Origin of the sequence: Acinetobacter sp. ANC 4648 (assembly GCF_002135345.1) — a bacterium.
GTDB lineage: Bacteria > Pseudomonadota > Gammaproteobacteria > Pseudomonadales > Moraxellaceae > Acinetobacter.
In genome coordinates this window covers 659,412-678,243 of record NZ_NEGI01000001.1, presented here as the reverse complement: position 1 = coordinate 678,243, position 18,832 = coordinate 659,412, and the positions used below count along the sequence as shown (strand labels likewise).

The 18,832-nt window shown below is 37.9% G+C and carries 17 protein-coding genes and 1 pseudogene; 3 read left to right on the top strand and 15 right to left on the bottom strand.

Translation table 11 applies throughout. From position 1 onward, the window contains the following. Window positions 1-296: 296 nt before the first annotated feature. The 5 genes and pseudogenes from B9T27_RS03175 to tssA form a co-directional block, all read right to left on the bottom strand. Window positions 297-1,271 carry a M15 family metallopeptidase gene (locus tag B9T27_RS03175; RefSeq protein ID WP_086205383.1) on the bottom strand — a complete coding sequence of 325 codons (975 nt, stop codon included), beginning with the start codon at window positions 1,269-1,271 and terminating at the stop codon, window positions 297-299. Beyond that, window positions 1,268-1,855 carry a hypothetical protein gene (locus tag B9T27_RS03170; protein WP_086205382.1) on the bottom strand — a complete coding sequence of 196 codons (588 nt, stop codon included), beginning with the start codon at window positions 1,853-1,855 and terminating at the stop codon, window positions 1,268-1,270. Before B9T27_RS03170 ends, B9T27_RS03175 begins: the two co-directional genes overlap by 4 nt. Before the next feature lie 16 nt (window positions 1,856-1,871). After that, the gene (gene icmH / locus B9T27_RS03165) at window positions 1,872-2,675 is read right to left on the bottom strand and encodes a type IVB secretion system protein IcmH/DotU (protein ID WP_086205381.1); all 804 of its coding nucleotides are present in this window, start codon (window positions 2,673-2,675) and stop codon (window positions 1,872-1,874) included. 10 nt (window positions 2,676-2,685) lie between these two features. Continuing rightward, window positions 2,686-4,050, bottom strand: a complete 1,365-nt coding sequence (tssK, locus tag B9T27_RS03160; RefSeq protein WP_086205380.1) for a type VI secretion system baseplate subunit TssK — start codon at window positions 4,048-4,050, stop codon at window positions 2,686-2,688. 6 nt (window positions 4,051-4,056) lie between these two features. Further along, window positions 4,057-4,794 (bottom strand): annotated as a pseudogene (gene tssA, locus B9T27_RS03155) (type VI secretion system protein TssA); the annotation flags it as partial. A 77-nt stretch (window positions 4,795-4,871) separates the two neighbouring features. On the opposite strand from tssA, the gene B9T27_RS03150 reads away from it, so the two are divergent. Beyond that, complete coding sequence (locus B9T27_RS03150; protein ID WP_086205378.1) at window positions 4,872-6,080, top strand: IS256 family transposase; 1,209 nt, start codon at window positions 4,872-4,874, stop codon at window positions 6,078-6,080. A 280-nt stretch (window positions 6,081-6,360) separates the two neighbouring features. Here the strand turns inward: B9T27_RS03150 and B9T27_RS03145 are convergent, their stop codons facing one another. The 5 genes from B9T27_RS03145 to ribF form a co-directional block, all read right to left on the bottom strand. Continuing rightward, window positions 6,361-6,903, bottom strand: a complete 543-nt coding sequence (locus B9T27_RS03145; RefSeq protein WP_086205377.1) for an NADPH-dependent FMN reductase — start codon at window positions 6,901-6,903, stop codon at window positions 6,361-6,363. 135 nt (window positions 6,904-7,038) lie between these two features. Next, window positions 7,039-7,521: an FKBP-type peptidyl-prolyl cis-trans isomerase gene (locus B9T27_RS03140; RefSeq protein WP_086205376.1), complete on the bottom strand. Its 483-nt coding sequence runs from the start codon at window positions 7,519-7,521 to the stop codon at window positions 7,039-7,041. After that, a complete protein-coding gene (gene lspA, locus B9T27_RS03135) occupies window positions 7,514-8,053 on the bottom strand; it encodes a signal peptidase II (RefSeq protein ID WP_086205375.1) in 540 nt (179 codons plus the stop codon). Before lspA ends, B9T27_RS03140 begins: the two co-directional genes overlap by 8 nt. After that, window positions 8,046-10,943: an isoleucine--tRNA ligase gene (gene ileS, locus B9T27_RS03130; RefSeq protein ID WP_086205374.1), complete on the bottom strand. Its 2,898-nt coding sequence runs from the start codon at window positions 10,941-10,943 to the stop codon at window positions 8,046-8,048. Before ileS ends, lspA begins: the two co-directional genes overlap by 8 nt. 61 nt (window positions 10,944-11,004) lie before the next feature. Continuing rightward, the gene (ribF, locus tag B9T27_RS03125; RefSeq protein WP_086205373.1) at window positions 11,005-12,006 is read right to left on the bottom strand and encodes a riboflavin biosynthesis protein RibF; all 1,002 of its coding nucleotides are present in this window, start codon (window positions 12,004-12,006) and stop codon (window positions 11,005-11,007) included. 188 nt (window positions 12,007-12,194) lie between these two features. On the opposite strand from ribF, the gene B9T27_RS03120 reads away from it, so the two are divergent. Together B9T27_RS03120 and B9T27_RS03115 are read left to right on the top strand one after the other, a co-directional pair. After that, window positions 12,195-13,325, top strand: coding sequence for a TDT family transporter (locus tag B9T27_RS03120; protein ID WP_086205372.1), 1,131 nt, complete (start codon window positions 12,195-12,197; stop codon window positions 13,323-13,325). A gap of 113 nt (window positions 13,326-13,438) precedes the next feature. Continuing rightward, window positions 13,439-14,002 (top strand): 5'-nucleosidase, encoded by a 564-nt coding sequence (locus B9T27_RS03115; RefSeq protein WP_086205371.1) that lies wholly within the window; start codon window positions 13,439-13,441, stop codon window positions 14,000-14,002. Between the two features lie 111 nt (window positions 14,003-14,113). On the opposite strand, the gene B9T27_RS03110 is transcribed toward B9T27_RS03115, so the two are convergent. The 5 genes from B9T27_RS03110 to B9T27_RS03090 form a co-directional block, all read right to left on the bottom strand. Then, window positions 14,114-14,746 carry a TetR/AcrR family transcriptional regulator gene (locus tag B9T27_RS03110; protein WP_171263302.1) on the bottom strand — a complete coding sequence of 211 codons (633 nt, stop codon included), beginning with the start codon at window positions 14,744-14,746 and terminating at the stop codon, window positions 14,114-14,116. Between the two features lie 287 nt (window positions 14,747-15,033). Then, window positions 15,034-15,831 (bottom strand): ATP-binding cassette domain-containing protein, encoded by a 798-nt coding sequence (locus B9T27_RS03105; RefSeq protein ID WP_086205369.1) that lies wholly within the window; start codon window positions 15,829-15,831, stop codon window positions 15,034-15,036. 12 nt (window positions 15,832-15,843) lie between these two features. Beyond that, window positions 15,844-16,656 (bottom strand): aliphatic sulfonate ABC transporter permease SsuC, encoded by an 813-nt coding sequence (gene ssuC / locus B9T27_RS03100; protein WP_086205368.1) that lies wholly within the window; start codon window positions 16,654-16,656, stop codon window positions 15,844-15,846. Then, window positions 16,653-17,828: an FMNH2-dependent alkanesulfonate monooxygenase gene (gene ssuD, locus B9T27_RS03095; protein ID WP_086205367.1), complete on the bottom strand. Its 1,176-nt coding sequence runs from the start codon at window positions 17,826-17,828 to the stop codon at window positions 16,653-16,655. The genes ssuC and ssuD overlap by 4 nt, the downstream gene beginning before the upstream one ends. A gap of 28 nt (window positions 17,829-17,856) precedes the next feature. Then, entirely contained in the window at window positions 17,857-18,786 is a 930-nt protein-coding gene (locus tag B9T27_RS03090; protein WP_228146133.1) for a sulfonate ABC transporter substrate-binding protein, read from the bottom strand. Between the last annotated feature and the right edge of the window lie 46 nt (window positions 18,787-18,832).

The window sequence follows — 18,832 nt, the reverse complement described above, 5'->3', positions numbered from 1 at the left end:
CAGAAGTGAAACCTCTTAGCGCTGATGGTAGTGTGGGGTTACCCATGTGAGAGTAAGTCATCGCCAGCTCATTATTCCTAAAAACACCCCTTACAATGTAAGGGGTGTTTTTTTATGCGCGGAAGTTAATGAATTAAGAAAATGAGCGGTACTGGTGCTGTGTATTTAGAGATTAAAGGTAAATTAACGCTCTAGCTTACTTCCTCATGCTTAAACTGATGATCATTTTTTAAGTTAGAGAGGGGGGGAGTTTTCTTCTAACATTTAAAAGCGTTTTAGATTGTGGGTTATAGTAATCAATTCGTATTATTGGCCATAATTTGTTCTTGGCCTTGAGCTTCAGCAATGAGCTGGTCAGCGGATTCTCTATTTTTTCTTAACCCAGGCATCCGAAACTCAGTATGTCCATAATCATGAATTTTTGTCCAACGTCCGCCCCATGTTAAACCAACTGATTCAGCAACTTCACCATAAAGTTTATAGCCTTGCCATGCCCATGGGTCTCGTTCAGAAATAACAACCTTCCCATTACGCTTAAATGCAACATCTGCAGCTAGACCGAATTGATGATAACTTTGATAGGCTTTTGCTAAAGTTGTAGCAGCATTGCCGGATAAGCGAGTTTGGCGTTCTGGACTTCGGTATCCTTCTAATAAAACCATTTCATAGCCATGACGTTCTTTCATGATTTTAAAGACCATGAGTAAACGTTGCTTATATCGTGGATGCATTTTGATCCACTTACGATCAATCATCGCTGTATCATAGTGACTATGTGATTCTGCTGCTTCAGACTTATTATTGGTATATATTGGGGCATTAATCTGTGGATTTATTGAGTTGGCTTTTTCCATTTGAATAGCTTCAGTAATTGCAGCATCGATGAGGCTTTCATCAATAGTGGGTGGTGCTGTGAGTACTTCACCATTTAATAGTGCGTAAATTTGTGGATCGACTTTTTTTAAGTAGTCAGCTTCTACTTTTGTAGGATTAATAGGTCGTGTAAATGCAAAAATTAAAACGCTTGATAATAAAAAAAACCCAGCAATTAAAATCCACCATTGTTGTAAATGCCAATGTGATTGTGTCTGTTTAGATGAAGTTGCATAATTCATTTGCTGTGCAAAATTGCGAGCATTCATCAATTTTTTTTTACTCTGTGGCAATAAATTACCTATAAATTCATGTGCTTTAATACGCAATTCATATGACATCATTAAGCTTAAGCCGATGACGAGACTAATAAAACAACATGCAATAACAATAATCACTTTTCGCTTTCTTGTGACGTTCGCGTTACTGAAATTTGTACAGAAGCTTGAGGAATTTCAATTTCCTGATCATCTACCAATGTATTTTCTTTAGTAATTTTTTTTGCAGTGGATTCCGATAATTGCTCTTTTGTTTGGGGCTTTTGCAGAACTTTAGCTGGTATTTGAGAGTGAGATATTTGTTGCTTATTGGGAGTACCGAAAGCATTTTCAAATGGAGAACTGGGTTGTTGATGTGATGATTCTATGTTTGGTTTTTGATGTTTAAATAGGCTACTTAGCTCTTTATCTTTGATCGGTATATAGTTATTTTCAGTATCCTGCTCAATATTTTCATTATTTTCAATAGCTGCTGAAGAATGCTGTGTATGAGCCAGCTGTACAGCATTTTCATTCAGTTTCTGGCTGGATTGATTAATTTTCTCATTATTTGTTGAGTTTGAAAATTTACTATAAAGGATAAGGACAATGCCAGAGAATAGAATACCGGCAATAAACCCCAGTAAAATATATAAAATTATACTGGATGAATTTTTTTTGGATTTAGCCTGTAATATGCGAAGTGAATTTCGATTATCTTGCATTGTATTATTATCTTTTTTAAGGTAAATAAATAGTGATATTGGCCTGTTCAGCTGGCGTGCTGATGACATTTTGAAAATTCGATAAGGCTGTATTTTCTTGTTGGGATAGCATTAATCGAAAACCGGTAAAAGCCAATATCGAAAATAATAATAAGAAAATAAGAATCCATAAAAAGGGGAGTTCTTTATGGATAATGTTTTTAATTTGATCTGGTAATGCAGAAAAAGGTGAAAAAGCCGCCTTTTTTCCCTTTAAATATTCAATTTCATCACCGACACGAGATACCAAGTGATTTAAGCTCTCAATCGATTCAATTCGATATTTGCCTTGAAAACCAAGTAATAAACAATAATGGAAGACTTCTAAAGCCGCTAAGCGATCTTTACCACGACTCCGCATATGTTCTAGAAATTCAAAGAAACGATAACCAGCCAATTGTGAGCCAAATAAACTCAATTGTAATGGGCTAATTAACCATGAATTTTGTAGATTGAAAAAACTAGGATCTTGTTGAGTGGCAATTGTTTCATCAAGTAATGCACAAAAAGCATATTTTGAGTCGTGAATATCTTCAGCTGTAAATTGCAACTTTTTTGCTTGCTGTTCAAAACGATTTAAAAGATCGAGAATTTTTGCTTTAAATGCATCCGCATTTTCAGGTATATATTGATTTCTAATTAAGAAAACAATATAGAAACCATCATGTAATAGATCTACTAAATTGGTGGCTTGTGATATTTTAGAATGTGTTTGAGGGCTAAACCCAGTACCAATTTGCCCATCATCAAATAAAGAAGGAGCAGTATTTGGTTGATTCATTTTTTTCTCCTTAAGTATTCATGACCGCGATTAATTCCACACTGATATCTTGGAAACCTGCTGGCACATAGATACAAATGGATTCAGAGTCGAGCATACGTTGATACAGATCATGATGTGGCTCAATTTCGAAATAGTTCACACCAGAACGAACAGGAATCGCTGTTGGGACTTGCATCAAATGATGGATTGGAATTGCTGGCAATGCTGCAACTACTCGTTGCTCAACGTCAACGGTATTTCCTACTTTAAAGCGTAAAGGTACAATTTGTATTAATTCATGAGCTTGCATCATGCCGCTCGATACTGCGATATATAAGCGAGTTTCTCGTGTAATTTTATCGGATTCAAGACTTCCGACCCAATAAGAAGGTCGAGTTTCTTTGAGCGCAATACTAATGTAACGACTCGAAATAATAGTATCTAAAAGATCTCTAAGAATGATATCTAACTGGCTAAAACTATCTTGTAAGTTATGATGTTTATATTGTGGTAGATGCTCAACATCATAAGCTGTTGAGAAAGTGAGTAAAGAACCCGTTAAGCGTAATAATTCAAAGAACAAGCGTTCAGGATGGATTTGAGGATTTTGTAATAAATGATTCAATGTTGAATATGCTGTATTTAGTGCATTTACCAACCAAAATGAAACAATATCTCCAGAGCGAAACTCAATGAGCTTTTGTTCATTTTCACGATTATTAGTTTGAATTGTTTTAATTTTAGCTTTGATCACGTTTAGCGTACGTTTTAAATTACTGCTTAAAGCTTCGCAAGATTCGATATGTAGAATAGGTGGAATAAATTTATAATCCAATTCAAAATTGCCTGAACTTTGTCGCTTAATTTTTCCGACAGGTAAATATAAAAAACCGTCCAAATCATGATTTGGATCAGAATTGATGTCTAATAGTTTGAATACTGCACGTCGTCTCAATTGAGTAATTTCAGCAGGTGATGCATCTGTAAAAAGATCATGAGTTTGATTGAGATAGGAATGATATCGACTTGGTTGTCTTGTATCCTCATCAGCAACATTTTTTTTGTTGGCTTGTAAAATAGGCAATGCCAAATAAATCTGGATTTCTCCATGTAAATGGAGATCATCTAATTGTACCGGTTCCGGTAGTAAGTCACGAGAAGGAGCAATGTAGATTTCACCATCTTGCCAAATCATTTCGATGCATTCTAAAGCGAGGACATGGGTACTCAGTTGAGTTTCATCAAAACGGATTTTTTCTACCCCATAAGCAAATGGAATAGTGGCACGAATAGTTTGGCTTAAACGCTGCTCGTGATATGTATCTTGAAGTTGAAAGTGTTGAGGTCTTAAAAATAAGCCTTCACCCCAAAGAATTTTTTCCGCATTAAACATGAACAATTACCATTTGTTAGATTCATTACTATTTTGTTGCACACCTAATAACTCCTGAACGGACTCTAAAGGGTTTTCATTTTTAATTACGTGACCCAACCACTCATGTAAGGGCATTTGATTCCATTTAATCGTTTTTTGCAGCATATAACTAACGGGACTATGAGGTTCATTGGCTTGAAAATAATCAGCAATTTCTTGTAAGACATTCATTGCTTGCTCACGATTTTGCAAGTGGCTTTGTGGTTGTGGTTGGAATGATTGCTGGCTTTGGGTATTCATTATGGGTGTCATGTGTTGAGCAGCTAAAGCAATATTTTGCTCAGTGTCTTTTGGGATTATTTCAGGTTGAATCTGGGTGCCAAATGCTTCTACTTTATATATTTTTTTTAAGGCTTTTTGAATGTTGTCTAATTGAGAGTCGATGTTTGCAAAACTTGGTGCTTCAAGTTCCATCAGTAAATCAAGAACCTGTTTTATGGTGTTCCAATGCTTTAGTATTTCATTAAAGTATTGATAATTTTGATATTGAAAACTTTTAGACGTATTAAATAGGGCTTGTTCGAATTGCTCCATTTGTAGTGAGCTATTAATTTCATCAGCCCCATCGTGATTTTTCAGACGGTTGTTTTGTTGATATAAAAAATTTTCGTAATCTAACAATGAGTAATAAGGTTGAATATTAAGTAATGCAACCTGTTTAATTAAATTTGGTAATTGATGGGTTAAACCTTGTAATACCAATAGGGACTGTTCTAAATTTTGTGTAAGTACTTAATTTTCATTTATCCTTCTATGGATAATTATAAGAGGTACTTCAAATGGATGAAGCAATAATCAAAAGTATGGTCGTTGAATTAGCTAAAAGCTTAAAGACACCAGAAGATCTAAACCAACTGACCGCTGTCTTTAAAAAGTTCATGATCGAAACAGCGTTAAATACTGAATTGTCTGAGCATTTAGGCTATGAAAAACATCAATCTAAAAAAGGAGTAAATACTCGAAATGGCTTTAGTGCTAAAACAGTATCCACACCAGACGGACAATTAAGTCTTGAAATTCCACGTGATCGTGAGGGTTCATTTGAACCTCAGATTATTAAAAAGTATCAGACACGTATTACCAGTATGGATGATCAGATTTTATCTCTATACGCTAAAGGAATGACGAACAGAGAAATCGTCTCTTTTTTCAAGGAAATGTATGATGCTGATGTCTCTGCATCCTTGATTAGCAAGGTTACTGATGCTGTACTTGAACAAGTCACAGAGTGGCAGAATAGAGCATTAGATAGTCTTTATCCTGTAGTCTATCTTGACTGTCTTGTAGTCAAAGTTCGCCAACATTCCAATGTAATTAATAAGTCTGTTTATCTGGCTTTAGGCATTAACATGGATGGTCAGAAAGAATTATTAGGTATGTGGATTGCTCAGACAGAAGGTGCCAAATTCTGGTTATCGGTGATGACTGAGCTTAAAAATCGTGGTGTACAAGATATTCTGGTTGCTTGTGTTGATGGATTGAAGGGCTTCCCTGATGCAATTGCCGCAGTATATCCTCAAACAGACATTCAATTATGCATTGTACATGTCGTTCGAAATAGCCTTCGTTTCGTTAGCTGGAAAGACTATAAAGCTGTTACATCAGGTCTAAAGTCAATTTATCAGGCAACTACAGAAGAAAATGCGCTGGCAGCCTTAGACATCTTCAGTGATCAGTGGAATCATCAGTACCCAAAGATTGCAGCGTCATGGCGAGCTAATTGGGAAAATATTCGTACGATATTCAGTTATCCAGCAGAAATTCGTCATGCAATCTATACAACTAACGCTATTGAATCTTTAAACAGTGTGATTCGTCATTCAACTAAGAAGAGAAAGATCTTCTCTTCAGACGACTCAGTGAGGAAAGTCGTATATTTAGCAACATCAAATGCTTCTAAGAAATGGACAATGCCTATTCAAAATTGGCGTTTAGCAATGAATTGGTTTACGATTCATTTCGATGATCGTTTAAAAGATCATTTATAAAAAATGGAACTTACACAAAATAATTTACAGACCCAAAATATTTGAGAATAAATTTTTTAATATCATAAAAAAAAGCCCCGACATCCTGTCGAGACTTTTTTATATTCATTACCTGAGGCACAACTCCTGTCATACCTTGCTTCCTGCATATCACTTATCATTATTGTTTTATGTTAAGAAACGTCCTGTTCCTTGATGATTTAATCATAATAAACTCTCTTAAATATAGATATACGCTAATGTCAGCATTTCTTGTACGCTAAAGCGTACAAAAATCGGATTAGGCGTTGGCATATTGAATAAGTTTATGAATCACAGATTGAATGGCTTTGTTATCAAAATCATTCCCCTCAAAGGTATAGTCTTTAGTACGACTAAAAATATCTCGTATTTCAATTACAGCATTTGAATCAATCATGCCAATAAATCCACATACTTGCTTAAGTTGGTCTATAGAGCGTGAACCGTTGGTTCCACCATAGCTGACAAATGCAGCGGGTTTGCCTTGCCATTCTTTATAAATATAATCAATCGCATTTTTCAGCACAGGACTATAGCCGTGATTATATTCAGGTGTAACAAAAATAAAAGCATCGCCTAAGGCTATTTGGTCGGCCCAATCTTGTTGTTTGGGTTGGTCATAGATTCCACTCGCAGGTGAATGCTTCCCTGCAAAAAAGGGTAGATCCCATAGTTTTAAATCGATGATTTCAACTTCTAATGTACTAAAGCCTAGTTTTCTTATTTGCTTATCTAACCAATCTGCAACTTTGATGGCAACACGTCCTTCTCGGATACTTCCAACAATGATGTATATTCTCATATTCTAAGCCTTTATATTTAAAATTATCTGCTTAACTTAATATGAATATGATTGATTAAATATGATGGATTTGTATCTGTACATGGCATAAAAATAGCTCCAGTAGGAGCTATTTTAGAGTATGAATACAGATGGTTATAGGAATTTAACGCCTTGTTGACCCGCAGGTGTTACTTTGAAAATTTCAACTTCAAAGGTAATGTTTTTGCCTGCCAATGGATGGTTGAAATCCACTTCTGTAATATCATCATTAATTGATTTTACTACACCAAATAAGCTAGATTTGGCTTTATCTTCAAATTCAATCATATGACCCACAATTGGGCGCTGTTCAAATTTAATGGTATCAAATTTCTGAATATTTTCAGCGTTCCATGGGCCGAAAGCATCTTCAGGTGGAAGACTCACAGTACGACGATCACCTGCACGTAAACCAAACAGTGCTTTTTCAAAGCCAGGCAGTAAACTACCATCACCCATTACGAGGCTAACAGGTTCTTCACGGCTACGGGTATTATCAATCTCGACACCATTTTCAATGGCAACTGAGAAATGTAAGTCTACCTTCGAACCTTCTGCAACACGGGTTTCATCGTTCGGATTAATCATTTCAGTCATTTTGCGCTTCCGCACGTTGAATACGTTGTTTTTCTAAAAAAAACGTATCAATTAACAATAAAATAGTACCAAGGGTAATCGCACTATCTGCAATATTAAATGCAGGAAAGTGGTGATTTTGGTAAAACACATGAATAAAATCGACCACATAACCTAAAGTGACACGATCAATTAAATTACCGACAGCACCACCTAAAATTAGTGCAATTGCAGCAGGTAATATCAGCATATTTTTAGGCATACGCAGCAGCCAAAAAATAAAGATGATCGATACAATGCCTGCTAAGCCAGTAAATAAATAATGTTGCCAGCCACCTGCATCGGACAGAAAGCTAAAGGCTGCACCATAGTTATGCAGTAGAGTCCAATTTAAAAAGGGCAACACAGGCACCGGATCTGCATAAGTCAGATGAGTCGTTGCAATCCACTTGGTCCATTGATCCAACACAATGGCAAGGACTGAAAGTCCAAGCCAAATAAGGTTGTGCGGATAAAACTGAAATAAGCCCTTTTTTGTTTGAGGGTTAGGCATATTTTCTCTCTTCGCCTTGGCCTGTAGGAAGATTGATAATACAACGTGCACATAAACCTAGGTGTGCAGCATGTGTATTTACATCTGGAAGGACATGCCAGCAGCGCGCGCATTTTTCGCCTTCTGCGGCAGATACTTTAACGCGTAAGCCTTCTAAATCTGTTGCTTCACCTTGTTCAGCATCGAATGTATTAACAACCACAGTTGAGGTAATCAAGACAAAACGTAATTCATCTTCCAGTTGGTCAAGTACAGTTTTAAGCTCTGTATTGGCCCAAAGTTCAACTTTTGCAGATAGATTTGAACCAATCAATTTGGCATTACGTGCTGCTTCAATTTGCTTATTTACTGCAGATTTAACCGCAATCATGGTTTGCCAATCTGCTTCTGAAATCAAGTTTGCTGTTGATGCAACAGGAATTTCATACCATTCAGTGGTAAACACATATTTCTCAGATTGCTCTGGAATTAAAGGCCAAGCTTCTTGCGCCGTAAAGCTTAAGATGGGTGCCATCCAGCGAACAAAAGCTTGTACCAAATGATATAACGCCGTTTGTGCAGAATGACGTGCTTGAGAATCTGCTTTAGTGGTGTACTGACGATCTTTAATGATGTCTAAGTAGAAACCACCCAAGTCATTAATACAGAAATTGGTCAACGCATTAGTGACGATATGGAAATTCATATCTTCATAGGCTTGCTGAATGGTTTTCTGTACGTCAGCTGCGCGCTGTAAAATGTATTGATCTAATGCGATCAATTGATCTACAGGCAATGCATCGGTTGAAGGAGTGAAACCATTTAAGTTTGCCAATAAAAAACGAAGCGTATTACGAATACGACGATAGCCATCTGATGCACGGCTAAAGATTTCTTTACCTGCGGTCATTTCATAACGGTAGTCTGCAGATGCAATCCAGAAACGTAAACCATCCGCCCCCATATCTTTAATGATGTCTTGAGGGGCAATGATATTACCCAGTGATTTAGACATCTTACGACCTTTCTCATCCACTACGAAACCATGGGTGAGTAGGCCTTTATATGGTGCACGTTTATTAATGGCAATCGAGGTTAATAATGAAGACTGGAACCAACCACGATGTTGATCTGAACCTTCAAGGTACAAATCAGCAGGATCAGTGAGTTCTTCACGTTCACGCAATACTGCAAAATGTGTTGTACCTGAGTCGAACCAAACATCTAAGGTGTCACGAACGGCATTGTACTGTTCAGCATCTGCACCAATGAATTCAGAAGCATCACGGTTATACCAACCGTCAATTCCTTCTTTTTCAATCATTTTAGCAACTTCTTCAATCAGTTCAGGCGTACGAGGATGTAGCTCGTTGGTGTCTTTATGCACAAAGAATGGGATTGGCACGCCCCACGTCCGTTGACGTGAAATACACCAATCTGGGCGACCTTCAATCATCGATTGGATACGGTTTTTACCCCAATCTGGGACAAAAGCGATATCATTTTCAATGGCATTCAATGCTTTCTGGCGTAAACCTTGCGCATCCATGCTGATGAACCACTGCGGAGTCGCACGGAAGATAATTGGTGTTTTATGACGCCAGCAATGTGGGTAGCTGTGATTGATGGTTGTACAAGCCCAGAGTTTTCCTATTTGAGTCAGCGTCTCTAAAATTTTAGGAGTAACTTTATTAATGTGCTCGCCTGCAAAAATAGGTGCAGTGGGTAAATACACCCCGTTACCGCCAACAGGGTTATCTACTTTTAAGTTGTATAACAAGCCAACTTTATAATCGTCCACACCATGGCCGGGAGCCGTATGTACTGCACCTGTACCGCTGTCATCTGTTACATGCTCACCTAAAATAATTGGAACTTGACGCTCGCTAATTAAAGGATGTTGTAATAAAAGTCCTTCTAAAGCGGAACCTTTAAACGAAGGATAAAGAGATACAAATGCAGGAACAGTATTACCATCTTTAATGTCTTCTTCTGTAAAAATGATTGTTCCAGCTCTGAAGTACTTCTCTAATAAACTTAGTGCATTATTTTCAGAAGTAATTACTGCTTTTATACCATTGGGTGTCAGTACTTCATAAATTGAATATTCAATATCTGAATGTAAGGCAACGGCTTGGTTTGCAGGAAGTGTCCAAGGAGTAGTTGTCCAAATAACAACATCTGTTTGAGTTGTTATAGTAGTTCCTAAACGTGTAGATAAATCAGCAAGGTCTACAACAGAGAAACCAACATCAATTGCCTTAGACTCTTTATTTTCATATTCAACTTCCGCTTCTGCAAGCGCAGAGCCACAGTCTAAACACCAGTTCACAGGTTTTAAACCCGGTTCAATATGACCCGCTTTGGCAATTTCACCCAATGAACGCACGATATTGGCTTCTTGCGCGAAGTTCATGGTCAAATAAGGATTGTCCCAGTCGCCAAACACGCCCATGCGTACAAAGTCTTTTTTCTGTAATTCGACTTGGGTGTAAGCATATTCACGGCAAGCTTTACGGAAGGTGGACGCATCTACTTTTACGCCGACTTTACCGATTTTTTCTTCTACTTTAAGTTCAATCGGTAAGCCATGACAGTCCCAACCTGGTACATAAGGGGCATCGAAACCATCCATAATACGGCTTTTGATAATAATATCTTTTAAGACTTTATTAACCGCATGACCCAAATGTATTTGACCATTAGCATATGGAGGGCCATCATGAAGCACATATTTTTTCTTGCCAATACGCGATGCACGAATCTGCTGATAAATGTTGTCGGCATACCATTCTTCTAACCATTTAGCTTCACGTACTGCGAGATTTGCTTTCATGGCAAATTCAGTACCTGGGAGGTTTAGCGTGGCTTTATAGTCCACTGCATTTTCAGAAGTTTGCTTATCGCTCATGCAAGTTGTCATCCAATATTATCAGCACGATTGCTGACGCGTTTTACAATAAAAATAAGAATTAAAAAGGAAATTTTGGGGTGCTTTTGCGAAACTCAAGGAGTTTTACAACATCATCATCAATTCCAGCTTGAAGTGCTTCTAGCGAAGGATAGTTCTTTTCACCATGTAAATAGTGCAAGAACGTCACTCGCATTAACAGACCGTACAGATTAGCAGAAACAGCAGGGAAATGAACTTCTAATCTCCACTCTGGATGTTGCTGTTTGATTGCTGGGCGTGTTCCGACATGACCTGCTCCAAATAGAGCATCAGACTGATAGCCTAAGATCCCTGATTTTTCAGGATCATTATTTTTCACTTTAGCTGTGAGCGAAGTTGTTTCACAAATCACTTCAGTGGCATAAATACCGTTTAAACACGGTTTATGACGGCCTAAACGGACATTAATCGTTGGAAAGTTCAGCGTGCGCCCAATTTGATCACCGTATTGTACGCGACCAATCATGCTATAGGGGCGACCCAATAGTTTAGCTGCAAGTGCTAAGTCACCTGCTTGTAAAACCTGACGAATACGGGTTGAACTGACACGTTCACCTTCAAACTCTATGGTATTTAAATTAGTAACTTCAAAGCCGTATTGTTTTAAAAACTCACTGTTGCCTTGACGATTTTTACCGAAATGAAAGTCATCACCTAAAACTAAACTTTGAGTGTTGAGTTTGTTTTTGAGTATCTCTGCGAAAGCTTCAGCACTTAAACTACGGAATTTATTATCAAATTTTGCAATTGCAATATAATCTACGCCCAGTTCAGAGAGATATTCTACTTTTTCTCGAAGGGAGCTAATCCGCGGAGGTGCATCGTATCCTTTAAAAAATTCTAAAGGCTGTGGCTCAAATATGATGACCGTAGTTTTTAAACCTTGAGTTTGGGCAATGTCTTTTAATTGCGAAATCATGGTTTGATGTCCCAAATGGACACCATCAAAATTGCCAATCGTCACTGCAGTTTTTGGCAATTGTAAGTTCGGCGCTAAAGCATTTAGACGTAACAGCTTCATGATTTCAAAATAAGCTTAAAATTTGAAAGGATATATTGCCATAATCGCACAATTTCGTCTCGTTGTTGTGTTTTTACTCAAAAAATTATATATCAATAATTCTGATTCATTGTATAAATATAAATCAATTTTACTTATTATTATAACATTCTATAATAAGCTTATCTGCTTTTATGAGGATTCAAGCGATGAAAATGCCATTTTATCAGTTAGCCCAGCCCCGTGATGTGATCCGTCAGTTTACGCCAAACTGGTTTACTGTAACTATGGGTACAGGTGTGGTTGCATTGATTTTACCTGAGTTTCCATTTGCTCATGTATTTTTGCTGCAATTGGCGACATGGTTATGGCAATTTAATACGCTTTTATTTATTACATTTACGTTGCTCTATCTTCTACGCTGGTATTTTTATCCTCAAGAAGCCAAGCAGGTTTTTTCTCATCCAACGATGGCACTCTTTTTAGGTGCTATTCCGATGGGCTTGGCAACGGTGATTAATGGCTTGTTAAAGTTTGGTCTACCTCTATATGGTGATATTGCGGTTGATGTTGCACAAGTACTTTGGTACGTGGATGTTGTGCTCGCCATCGTGATTGGTATTGGTGTTCCATTTTGTATGTATAGCCGTCAGGAACATCAATTGCAGAATATGACAGCGATGTGGTTATTGCCCATTGTTGCCTGTGAAGTCGCAGCAACCTCAGGTGGCTTATTGGTACAACATCTTGCTGTAGGTCAACAGGCTTTGGGTACTTTGTTTGGTAGCTATATGTTATGGGGCATGTCAGTACTTCCTGCCTTTGCCATTCTAACCATTTTGATGTTGCGTTTAGCACTACATCAGTTGCCAAGTCGAGAGTTAGCTATCACTGGTTGGTTAGCTTTAGGCCCAATTGGTACCGGTGCATTGGCTTTATTGGTTTTGGGTGCTCAAGCACCACATGTTTTACAAGCATTTGGTTTAGAAAGTTTAGGTGTATTCTTTCAACATGCGGGTATTTTAGGTAGCTTTATCTTGCTTGGTTTTGGTATTTGGTGGTTTGCGATTGCCGTATTCACTACTCTCACTCACGTAAAGAAAGGCTTACCCTTTAATTTGGGTTGGTGGGGACTGACTTTCCCATTGGGTGTATTTACCCTCGCAATCTTAAACCTTGCACATCAGATTGATGCTCAGTTTTTGCAAGATATTGGTTTGGCTTTTGCAGCAATTCTAATGATGCTCTGGATCATGGTTATGCGTAAAACATTGCAGGGAATGTATGCAGGTTATTTATTTTTCTCTCCATGTTTAAAAAGTTTTTTAGAAAAACAATAAGCTTTTGAGCAGCCAAAAATCCTCCTTTAAAAAGGAGGATTTTTTATATCTCAGATTTGCACGATTTTATTTTTTGGATTTTAATATCGTTAAGTTTTTAAGATGCTCCGTATATGAAACATGATTTAGCCTTAATAATGGCACTGCCAAATGAATCTAAAGGTTTATTCGAACAAGAAAATATCCATGTTCACTATAGTGGTATTGGCAAAGTAAATGCAGCATTTAAAGCATTTGATGTCATTCAAAAAACTGGCTGTAAAACCTTATTGAATTTAGGAACAGCGGGGAGTCCGATATTTAATGCACATGACTTAGTTGAGGTCAGTTGTTTTGTACAACGCGATATGGATGTTTCTCCGCTTGGTTTTGAAGTGGGCGTGACACCGATGGATGATGATTATCCTGGTGCGATAGACCTTGAGCCTTATTTTAAGCATCTTCCTCAAGGAATTTGTGGTACAGGAGATAACTTTGAAATAGGAAAACCTAAGGTCGACTGTCATTTGGTCGATATGGAGGGTTATGCCATCGCGAAGGTATGTAAAAAGCTCGGTGTGCGTTTGGTTTCGGTCAAATATATTACTGATGGTGCGAACGACACTGCACATTTAGATTGGGAAGCTAATTTATTATTGGGTGCTCAGAAGTTATTAGTACTTTATAAAAGTTTATAAGAAAGTATCTGAGGCTGTATATTTTTAGTTCGGCGACCACAGTTAATTATGGTCGTATGCCAAAATAAACTCATCTGAGAGGATCATTTTTAGATGAGAGTAATTTAAATTTTATTTAGTGCGCGGTAAAATTCCATATAAAAGCATATGGATTGTATGTTCAACGGCACGTTGATACATACTGCGATTTTTTAAGGTTTTGCCAGTCACCATTTCTATTTGAGTACTGAAATCTGCATAATTTTGAGTTAATCCCCAAATATTTAAGATCAGTAATTCAGCATCAATTTGATCTGAAATTTTTCCTTGCTCTTGCCAATTTAAAATGACTTTCGCTTTACGTTTAAATAATTTTTTCAAAGGGCCTTTTAATATTGGCAAAATATGTGGAGCACCTTGAATAATTTCTAAAGCAAACAGTTTAGAGGCTTTAGGTTGAGTACGTGAAATTTCAATTTTTGTCATTAAATAATGACTCAATGCTTCAGCAGGTTCTAATTCAGATTCCAACATTTGTAATGGAGCAAGCCATTTTTGCATGACGGTAGTTAAGACCTCAACATATAATGCTTCTTTATTTTCATAGTAATAGAAAATATTAGACTTATGCATTTCTGCAAGTTGTGCGATCTCATCTAAACTTGCACCATTAAAACCGTAGAGTGAAAATACATCTAATGCAGCCGCTAAAAGTTGCTGTCTTTTTTGAGTACTCTTTTTTTGTTCCATCTTATGAAATTGCATTTAAAAGGAATTTTAAATTGTACGGTAAAATGTTTGATTTGTGCACAGATGATCATACTATTTTATCATTATTCCGACAGTCTATATTCTGCTGGCATCATTGACTTGTAAGATATTGCCTATTTGAAACTTCTGCACTGAATTGGGGCTAAATCAGAAGCTTAGCTTTTTAAACTAATGGTTATGCTTAAACTTTATTCAGCACAACGCATATTGTTTTTTTGATCGAATCAATTGAAGAATAGCAGCAACATTAATTTAGAATAATCAGTTGCTGCTGTTAAATTTTAAGTTGCTAGAACGGCATGTAGAACCTGTTGTTCAAATTCAGCAAATTGAGCACCTTTTTGCCTAGGACGTGGCAAGTTAATATTAAATTGTTGTGCAATATGTCCTTTGTCGAGCAGAATGATACGATCAGCTAATTGTACTGCTTCACTGACATCATGCGTGACTAAAATGGTGGTCAAACCTTGTTCTTGCCAGAGTCTTTCAATCAAACTTTGCATCTCTAAACGGGTCAAAGCATCCAAAGCACCCAATGGCTCATCTAAAAGCAAAACACGCGGTGTATGTGAGAGTGCACGAGCCAAAGCGATACGCTGCCGTTGACCACCAGATAGTTGTGATGGCCACAGGTGTGCTTTATCTTTTAAGCCAACTGTTTCTAAAAGTTGTGCAGCTTTTGTATGTTGTGTTTTATCAAGGCCAAGTTGCACATTTTTTAGAATATTTTTCCACGGCAACAGTCGAGGGTCTTGAAACATGACTCGAATATCATCTGCAGTAATTCCTTCACGGAAATTTTTTATCGATTTGAATTTAATCTCACCATAACTGGGTTGTTCTAAATCAGCAATTAAACGAAGTAGAGTACTTTTACCACAACCACTCCGACCGACAATCGCAACAAACTCACCTGCTGCTATATGCAGATCTAAATCTTCTAAAACTTTGACCTCACCATAAAATTTATGCAGTTGTTCAATATTAATTTCTGCTCCCACTTTATGTGAGGTGCTATTTTTCTCAGGAGTCATTGGAATGAAATCACTTACATATTGGCTTATGCTTAAATCAGTCATGAGCTTTCCTTTTTATTGTTGATAACCCGCGTGCCAACGCAGTAAATATTTTTCAAGATATTGAGCAAAAACATCTGCAAATTTACCAAGAAATGCGTACAACAGAATGCCGACGAGGACGATATCGGTTTGTAAAAATTCTCGTGCATTCATAGTCATATAACCAATACCAGATTGTGCAGAAATGGTTTCTGCCACAATCAATAAGACCCAGACCAGTCCAAGTGCAAAGCGTAGTCCGACTAAAATTGAAGGCATTGCACCGGGTAATATAATTTCTTTATACAATTGCCATTGGGTTAAGCCATAGCTTTTTCCCATTTCAATAAGTTGGGGATCAACAGAACGAATACCGTGGTAAGTATTGATGTAAATGGGGAAAAACACCCCAATTGCCACTAGAAATAATTTGGCAGATTCATCGATGCCGAACCATAAAATCACCAATGGGATTAATGCTAAAGCAGGAATGTTACGAATCATTTGTAATGTGGTATCTAACAAATGAGACGCAATTTTAGAGGAACCATTTAACAGCCCAAGTACTAAACCTAACCCACCACCCACCAATAAACCAAGTAGGGCACGACCTGCACTGACTTTGACATGTTGCCAAAGTTCACCACTGATCAGTAATGTCCAAAATGCTGAAATGACAGCAGTGGGAGCTGGCAAAATACGACTTTCTAATAACCCTGATTTGGAGGCGATTTGCCAAACCAGAATGAGTAATAGTGGAACAATCCAAGGCAATAAATGTTGTACGAGCTGTTTCGTTCCACGTGAAACGACGCTTTTTTTATTTTTTACGATTAGAGCATTCATGCGAACTCCTGAAGATGTTTTTGCTGTTTGGTTGCATCAGGAGCATAGTTGTTGGCAATAATTTCACCAAAAGGCCCAGTTAAATTGGGTTGAGCTAATTTTTTACGTGTTGCTAAGGGCAATAAAGGGAAGACCAATTCTGCGAATCGAATCGATTCTTCTAAATGTGGATAGCCTGAAAAAATAAAGGTATCAATACCGAGATCTGCATATTCCTCAATACGATCGGCAACAGTTTGCGGGTCACCAACTAAAGCAGTTCCTGCACCTCCACGAACTAAACCAACACCTGCCCAAAGGTTGGGAGATACTTCTAATTTAGAACGATCACCATTATGTAATTCCGCCATACGGCGCTGACCGACTGAATCCATTTGTTTAAATTTTTGTTGGGCCGTCACAATGGTAGCATCATCGACATATTGAATTAATTCATTGGCAGCAGCCCAAGCTTGTTCATTGGTTTCACGAACAATGACATGTAAACGAATACCGTAATTGAGTGTGCGACCTTTAGCATGAGCTTTGGCTTTGACATTGGCAATTTTTTCTTTCACTGCAGCAGGAGGCTCACCCCAAGTTAAATAAGTATCGACCTGATCTGTTGCTAAATCGATAGCATCATCTGAAGAGCCACCAAACCACAGTGGTGGATAAGGTGCCTGTATGGGTGGATAAAGCAGTTTTGCATCGTCTACTTGTAGGCGTTCACCATGGAAAGTAAAAGATTCGCCAGTATGTGAGCGCGTTAAAATTTCACGCCAAATTTTCACATATTCTGCGGCGGTTTTATAACGTGTGGCATGATCTTCATATAGGCCATCACCTTTTAGTTCTTGTTCATCACCCCCTGTTACCAAATTCAGCAAAACGCGCCCATTGGATAGACGGTCAAAAGTTGCCGCCATACGTGCAGCTAAAGCAGGTGTTGTAATACCTGGACGAAGGGCGACGAGGAATTTTAAATTTTGAGTGGCATCAATGAGACTGGCTGCGGTAATCCATGGATCCTCACAAGAACGCCCAGTGGGTATGAGAACACCTTCATAGCCTAGGTGATCAACCGCTACAGCAATCTGTTTCATATAAGTATGATCCACCTGACGAGCACCTTTACTCGTACCTAAATAACGACTGTCACCGTGAGTGGGAATAAACCAGAAAATTTTCATGTATTTCATCCTTCGAAATTTATATGCGTTAAAGTGCTTTACCCGTCCAAACTGCTTGTTTGATATTGATACTGTTTGGAATAATTTTAAGTTCGCTAAAGCGATTGGCGAGTTGTTGTTGATCTGCAATGACTTTTGCAGTTAGTGGGGCTGCATAAGAGGGTATAGGACGTCGATCAATAAAAATTTGACTGACTTGAGGCTTTAACCCAGTACTTTCAGCAATTAATTGTGCTGTTTCATCTTTATGCTTTTGTACCCATTGATCAGCGACATTAATTTGTTGAATGATGTCTTTTATTGCTTGAGGATGCTGTTTGACAAAATTAGGTGCTGCTAAATAAAAGGTATAGTTTGGACTCAAGTCTTTACCTGAAACTAAAATTTTGGCTTGATCTTCCAGTTGAGTAGACGCAAAGTACGGATCCCAAATTGCCCAAGCATCTACTGCACCTTTTTGGAAGGCTGCACGGGCATCGGCAGGAGTTAGCCAAATAGGCTGAATATCTGACCATTGCAAACCAGCTTTAGCGACAGCTTGTACCAATAAATAATGTGCACTAGAGCCTTTTTGAAGGGCTATACGCTTGCCTTTAAGTTGATTGAGTTGAGTCAATTGTGAGTTTTTAGGTACTAAAATGGCCGAAGCTAAAGGCTTCGCTGCTTCATAAGCAATATAGTACAGTGGCTTATGAGCAGCTTGAGCATAAACTGGTGGTGTATCACCGGTAACGCCAATATCTAAAGAGCCTACCGCCAGTGCTTCTAAAATTTGTGGGCCTGCTGGGAATTCATTCCAAGTAATTTTTGCGTTGGGAAATTCTTTCTCATATAACTTCTGTTGCTTAGCAATGGCAAAATTAATTGAGCTTTTTTGAAAACCAATTCGTAATTGTTTTACACTTGGATCAACAGCCCAAGCCGCTGTAGAGCTCAACATTGCACAGCCAATGAACATAGCCGTTATGCTATAAGCTGATTTATGTAACCGAGTTGCCGCTTGA

Excerpts from the sequence above, each read along its gene's own strand:
- B9T27_RS03105 (WP_086205369.1), bottom strand. The coding sequence starts at position 15,831 with ATGACTGATTTAAGCATAAGCCAATATGTAAGTGATTTCATTCCAATG.
- lspA (WP_086205375.1), bottom strand. The coding sequence starts at position 8,053 with ATGCCTAACCCTCAAACAAAAAAGGGCTTATTTCAGTTTTATCCGCAC.
- ileS (WP_086205374.1), bottom strand. The coding sequence starts at position 10,943 with ATGAGCGATAAGCAAACTTCTGAAAATGCAGTGGACTATAAAGCCACG.
- B9T27_RS03145 (WP_086205377.1), bottom strand. The coding sequence starts at position 6,903 with ATGAGAATATACATCATTGTTGGAAGTATCCGAGAAGGACGTGTTGCC.
- B9T27_RS03090 (WP_228146133.1), bottom strand. The coding sequence starts at position 18,786 with ATGTTCATTGGCTGTGCAATGTTGAGCTCTACAGCGGCTTGGGCTGTT.
- ribF (WP_086205373.1), bottom strand. The coding sequence starts at position 12,006 with ATGAAGCTGTTACGTCTAAATGCTTTAGCGCCGAACTTACAATTGCCA.
- icmH (WP_086205381.1), bottom strand. The coding sequence starts at position 2,675 with ATGAATCAACCAAATACTGCTCCTTCTTTATTTGATGATGGGCAAATT.
- ssuD (WP_086205367.1), bottom strand. The coding sequence starts at position 17,828 with ATGAAAATTTTCTGGTTTATTCCCACTCACGGTGACAGTCGTTATTTA.
- B9T27_RS03140 (WP_086205376.1), bottom strand. The coding sequence starts at position 7,521 with ATGACTGAAATGATTAATCCGAACGATGAAACCCGTGTTGCAGAAGGT.
- B9T27_RS03115 (WP_086205371.1), top strand. The coding sequence starts at position 13,439 with ATGAAACATGATTTAGCCTTAATAATGGCACTGCCAAATGAATCTAAA.
- ssuC (WP_086205368.1), bottom strand. The coding sequence starts at position 16,656 with ATGAATGCTCTAATCGTAAAAAATAAAAAAAGCGTCGTTTCACGTGGA.
- B9T27_RS03170 (WP_086205382.1), bottom strand. The coding sequence starts at position 1,855 with ATGCAAGATAATCGAAATTCACTTCGCATATTACAGGCTAAATCCAAA.
- B9T27_RS03120 (WP_086205372.1), top strand. The coding sequence starts at position 12,195 with ATGAAAATGCCATTTTATCAGTTAGCCCAGCCCCGTGATGTGATCCGT.
- B9T27_RS03150 (WP_086205378.1), top strand. The coding sequence starts at position 4,872 with ATGGATGAAGCAATAATCAAAAGTATGGTCGTTGAATTAGCTAAAAGC.
- tssK (WP_086205380.1), bottom strand. The coding sequence starts at position 4,050 with ATGTTTAATGCGGAAAAAATTCTTTGGGGTGAAGGCTTATTTTTAAGA.
- B9T27_RS03110 (WP_171263302.1), bottom strand. The coding sequence starts at position 14,746 with ATGCAATTTCATAAGATGGAACAAAAAAAGAGTACTCAAAAAAGACAG.